Annotated in this window: 5 protein-coding genes and 1 pseudogene; 2 read left to right on the top strand and 4 right to left on the bottom strand. The window is 64.4% G+C overall.

The genetic code is table 11. From position 1 onward, the window contains the following. Positions 1–22: 22 nt before the first annotated feature. Positions 23–265, top strand: a pseudogene (locus tag FLM9_RS08770) (ankyrin repeat domain-containing protein); the annotation flags it as partial. 114 nt (positions 266–379) lie between these two features. Here the strand turns inward: FLM9_RS08770 and FLM9_RS08245 are convergent. From FLM9_RS08245 to FLM9_RS06905, 4 genes are all read right to left on the bottom strand, one after another. Then, positions 380–520 (bottom strand): hypothetical protein, encoded by a 141-nt coding sequence (locus tag FLM9_RS08245; RefSeq protein ID WP_180365336.1) that lies wholly within the window; start codon positions 518–520, stop codon positions 380–382. Positions 521–541: 21 nt separating this feature from the next. Further along, positions 542–1570, bottom strand: coding sequence for a CAF17-like 4Fe-4S cluster assembly/insertion protein YgfZ (ygfZ, locus tag FLM9_RS06915; RefSeq protein WP_074457885.1), 1029 nt, complete (start codon positions 1568–1570; stop codon positions 542–544). After that, positions 1567–2163: an orotate phosphoribosyltransferase gene (pyrE, locus tag FLM9_RS06910; RefSeq protein ID WP_257243047.1), complete on the bottom strand. Its 597-nt coding sequence runs from the start codon at positions 2161–2163 to the stop codon at positions 1567–1569. The genes ygfZ and pyrE overlap by 4 nt, the downstream gene beginning before the upstream one ends. 85 nt (positions 2164–2248) lie before the next feature. Next, positions 2249–3769: a YifB family Mg chelatase-like AAA ATPase gene (locus FLM9_RS06905; RefSeq protein WP_074457884.1), complete on the bottom strand. Its 1521-nt coding sequence runs from the start codon at positions 3767–3769 to the stop codon at positions 2249–2251. Positions 3770–3839: 70 nt separating this feature from the next. On the opposite strand from FLM9_RS06905, the gene FLM9_RS06900 reads away from it, so the two are divergent. Beyond that, on the top strand, positions 3840–4115 hold the full coding sequence (locus FLM9_RS06900) for a hypothetical protein (RefSeq protein ID WP_074457883.1): 276 nt from the start codon (positions 3840–3842) through the stop codon (positions 4113–4115). Positions 4116–4257: the final 142 nt, after the last annotated feature.

The following is a 4257-nucleotide window of genomic DNA, read 5'->3' as shown; positions in this document are numbered from 1 at the left end:
CCTCCTGCACATTGCGGCCGGTGTGGGGCATGCGGACGTTGACAATGTTCTCATCAAAGCTGGCGCCAACTTTCACGCTGTCGGCAAGAATGGCGGGACTCCACTCCACGTTGCGGCTTTGCAAGGGCACTCGGAAGTCGCCCGGATCCTCATCAAAGCTGGCGCCGATCTTCATGCCGTCGGCAAGAATGGCTGGACTCCACTGCACATTGCAGCTTTGCAAGGGCACTCGGAAGTCGCCCGGACCCTCATCAATGCTGGCGCCGATCTTCATGCCTCAGAGAAGACCGGGGCAACCCCACTTGCGGTTGCACAAGCCATGGAACGCTGGAGCGTGGTGCATGTGATTCAAGCAACAATGGGATTATTTTACCTCAACTCAGGATTGGGCTGCCAACAGGATCTCCAGCACCCGGTCCAGTTTCTTGCCCATGCCCCTGACCTCGACTTTAATCTCCCCGTTATCCTGCTTCATCTCCACTTTGATGTCTTTGATCTCCGCCTTGAAGTCTGCTCTCACCTCATTATGCTTCCCCCAACTTCAAGGGTGAGTCTCCAAGGGCGGGGGCTCACGGGAAGGACTTGCGCCGGCAGAAAACTGTGCCGCCGCGGGAAGGCTGAGGCTGATGTTCCCCTGGCCCAGGCGCAAGGTGGACGCCCCCAGCCAGGCTCGGCGCACGACGGCCAGACCCACGCTGCCGGTGGCCAGGGCTGAGCGGGAGGTAACCACCCCGGCACGGGCGCCGTCTTCACCTTGGAGCACGTTGTCCTCAGGCAGACTGCCAAGGGCGGTGGCGCTGCGCCAGAGGCGCAGTTGTTGTTTGACGCCGTCGTAGGTCACCAACCTGGCCAGCACCTCCTGCCCCAAGTAGCACCCCTTGTCGAGGGCCACGGCCCCGGCAAGACCCAGTTCAAAAGGATTGAAGGCATCGTTGATCTCGCTTGGCCATGCCGGCATTCCCTGCTGGAGCCGGAGCAACTCTGCCTGGGTCCGGGTCAGTCGGGGAACATGGTGTAGCCATGGTGGCAAAGGGTGGGGATCCGGCAGCAGAAGCCGCAATCCCGGCACGCCGGCGCCAAAGTCCGTACCCCGCAACAGCAAAGCCTGGTGATTTCTCTCGGCCACCGGGCACCACCCGGCGCTGGGAGGAGCCATGGTGATGCCCTCGGCTGCCAACAAAGCCGGGGCGGCTTCCCCCAGCACGCTCACCTGCTGCGCCTGGACCACGGGCAGCAGGGTGACCTGATCCGCGGGAAACAGATGGCGATCAAAACGCTGATGCAACGCCGGTCCGTCACCAGCCAGGACCACCAACCGGGCTGCCTGCTTGTCCGCCAACGTGTCCAGGAGGGCCACAGCTCGCGCCGTGGCGGTTACCGCGCAACTGCGACGCAGACAACCGGGCGGGGCGCTGTTCAGGTCCTGGGTGGTTTGGCCATGGAGAAAGCGCAAGCTATCGGCGCCGGTGAGATGCAACAGGTGGACGGAACGGACCGTCCACACCGGCCATGCACCGGGCTCCGGCAAGGCCCGGCTCAACCAGTGGGGGAAGGGCAGGGGGGTGGTCATGGTTGGTGTTCCAACGGGGTGCTGATGTGCTCCAGCAGGAAGAGGGCCTTGAGATGCAGACCCTCAGCGGCCAGGGCGGTTTGCCCACCGTCCTGGCGATCCACAACGGTCACCACCTCCTGAACGGCATAGCCCGCCTCCCGCAGCCGCTTTACCGCCTTGAGACAGGAGCCGCCTGTGGTCATCACGTCCTCCAGCACCGTCACCGGGGCGCCAGGCGCCGGCAGTGGACCCTCGATCCAGGCGCCTGTGCCATGGCCCTTGGGCTCTTTGCGCACGATGAGGGCATCCAGTGGTCGGCCCGCCAGGGCGGCAGCCATGGCCACGCAACTCACCAGGGGATCGGCGCCCACGGTGAGGCCCGCCACAGCTTGGGCTCTGGGATCCACCGCATCCAGCAGCAGCGGCGCCAGCAGCGTGGCGCCGGCGCCGCTGAGGCTGACGGGTTTGCAGTTCACGTAGTGCTCACTCCGCCGACCACTGGCCAGGAGAAAGTCGCCACGCCTGTAGGCCTGACGGGCCAGCATCTGCCGCAAGGCCTCACGGCGGGAGGACGAGGAATTCATCAGTGGAGCACGGGAACGGATGTCCATGGCGCCGACGGAAGAGTGTCCATCCTGAAGGTTGACAGTTGATGGTTGCGGGTCTGCCCCTCTGGAACACGCCGCTCACCTCCGGTCAGGTCACGTCCAGATCACAACCCCGATAGGTGGCGGCCTCCGCCAGGTGTTCGGCTTCGATGCGTTCAGAATTCGCCAGATCGGCAATGGTGCGGGCCACCCGCATGAGGCGATCAAGGCTGCGCATGGAGAGCCCGAGGCGGTCAGCAAGGCGATCCAGAAGGTCTCGGGCGGCGGCGCTGAGGGGGCTGCAAAGGCGCAGTTGACGCCCATCCAGGAGGCGGTTATCAAACAGTTGGCGGCCAAAGCGCTGGCTGGTGTTCTGACGGCTGACGACCAGACGCTGCTGCACCTGGACGGTGGTTTCCGCGGCGACGGGACGACTCACCTCCGTCGGTGAAAGCCGTCGCACCGGCACGTGGAGATCAATGCGGTCCAGCAGGGGTCCTGACACTTGGCGCCAATAGCGACGACGCACGGCATCACCACAACTGCAGCTATGCACCGGATCCCCCCACCAGCCACAGGGACAGGGGTTGGCCGCCGCCACCAGTTGAAACTGACAGGGGAAGCGCAGTCGCTGACCGGCCCGGGCAATGTCAATGGCCCCCTGCTCCAAAGGTTCCCGCAGGTGGTCCAGACAATGGCGGCCAAATTCCGGCAGCTCGTCGAGAAACAACACCCCGTGGTGAGCCAGGCTGATCTCACCGGGCACCGGGTGGGGTGAGCCGCCCCCCACCAAAGCTGCCGGGGTGCAGCTGTGGTGAGGCGCACGGAAGGGGCGCTGGCTACGCAGGCCCGCCTCCGGCTGGGCAAAGGCCACCGAATGGACGCGCCGCACTGCCAGGGCCTCCTCCATGGAAAGTGGTGGCAACAAATCCGGCAAGCAGCGGGCTAACACACTTTTGCCGCAGCCGGGCGGCCCCACCAGGAGCATGTGGTGCCCACCGGCGGCGGCGATTTCCAAGGCCCGCCGCCCATGGCTCTGCCCCTGCAGATCCCTGAGATCAAACCTGAACTCGTCCACGGTCCCCACAAAACGGCCTTGATCCGGGGCGGGGTGGACTTGGGGATTGTTCAGTTGGTCCTGGGCTTCGTTCAGGTCTGCCGCGGCCAGCACGGAGAGGCCGTCAATCTGGGCCGCCTCGTTCCCGTTGGCTTTGGGCACCAGCAGATGTCTGGCCCCCGCGGCCTGGGCCGCCTCAGCCATGGCCAGCACCCCGCGCACCGGCCGCAAGCTACCATCCAGGCCCAACTCCCCTGTGGCCCAGAGGCCCTCCAGCCAGGTCAAGGGAATGCGCCCGGCGGCGGCCTGGAGGGCAAGGGCCATGGGCAAATCAAAGCTGGGACCTTGTTTGCGCAAGGCGGCTGGAGCCAGATTGACGGTCAGGCGAGACACCAGCGGGCGCTGGCCACTGTTGCGCAGGGCGGAGCGGATTCGCTCGCGAGATTCCTGAACTGCCGTATCTGGTAAACCCACAATCTGAAACGCCGGCAGGCCAGGGCCTAAATCCGCCTCCACCACCACGGGACAGGCCTCCACTCCAACAATGGCGGCACTAGTGCAACGGGCAAGCATGGCGTTAAGCAGTGAGGGTCTGGCCCAGGATTCCCACCCTTCGGCCCGTCGTTGCCGTTAGTCTTTCGCCATGGCCCAGTCCAATCCCTACAGCCAGTACTCCTCCGCCCAGAAGGTGAGGGCCCTGGTGAAGGGTATCCAGGGCCACAAGCGCTGGAACGAAGCCCTGGCCAAGGCAGCGGACCGGGAGGCCATGCTGGATTTGCTCCAACAGGCATCGGACAAAATCGGCCTGGGGCTGAGTCGGCAGGAGCTTGCGGAAACCCCACCCCTGCGGGATTGGCTCTGGTTCAAGAAAAACAGTCCCCTGCTCACCATCGGTAGTCAGGAGTTTGGACCCTATTGAATTTCTGGAACCGACTTTAGGGCACATCGAAAATCGCCGCTTCCCCTACGTGGGAAAGCCTGGTGGCCTACGAGAAATCCCTCTATAACTGACTTTCTCATGGTGAGACGGCAGCCCTCCGGAGGGCTTTGCCCAATTTTTC

Source organism: Candidatus Synechococcus spongiarum (genome assembly GCF_900047545.1).
GTDB lineage: Bacteria > Cyanobacteriota > Cyanobacteriia > PCC-6307 > Cyanobiaceae > Synechococcus_B > Synechococcus_B spongiarum_C.
Note: the sequence above shows the minus strand (reverse complement) of the source record. Positions and strands in the feature narration are given on the sequence as shown.

Excerpts from the sequence above, each read along its gene's own strand:
- pyrE (WP_257243047.1), bottom strand. The coding sequence starts at position 2,163 with ATGGACATCCGTTCCCGTGCTCCACTGATGAATTCCTCGTCCTCCCGC.
- ygfZ (WP_074457885.1), bottom strand. The coding sequence starts at position 1,570 with ATGACCACCCCCCTGCCCTTCCCCCACTGGTTGAGCCGGGCCTTGCCG.
- FLM9_RS06900 (WP_074457883.1), top strand. The coding sequence starts at position 3,840 with ATGGCCCAGTCCAATCCCTACAGCCAGTACTCCTCCGCCCAGAAGGTG.
- FLM9_RS06905 (WP_074457884.1), bottom strand. The coding sequence starts at position 3,769 with ATGCTTGCCCGTTGCACTAGTGCCGCCATTGTTGGAGTGGAGGCCTGT.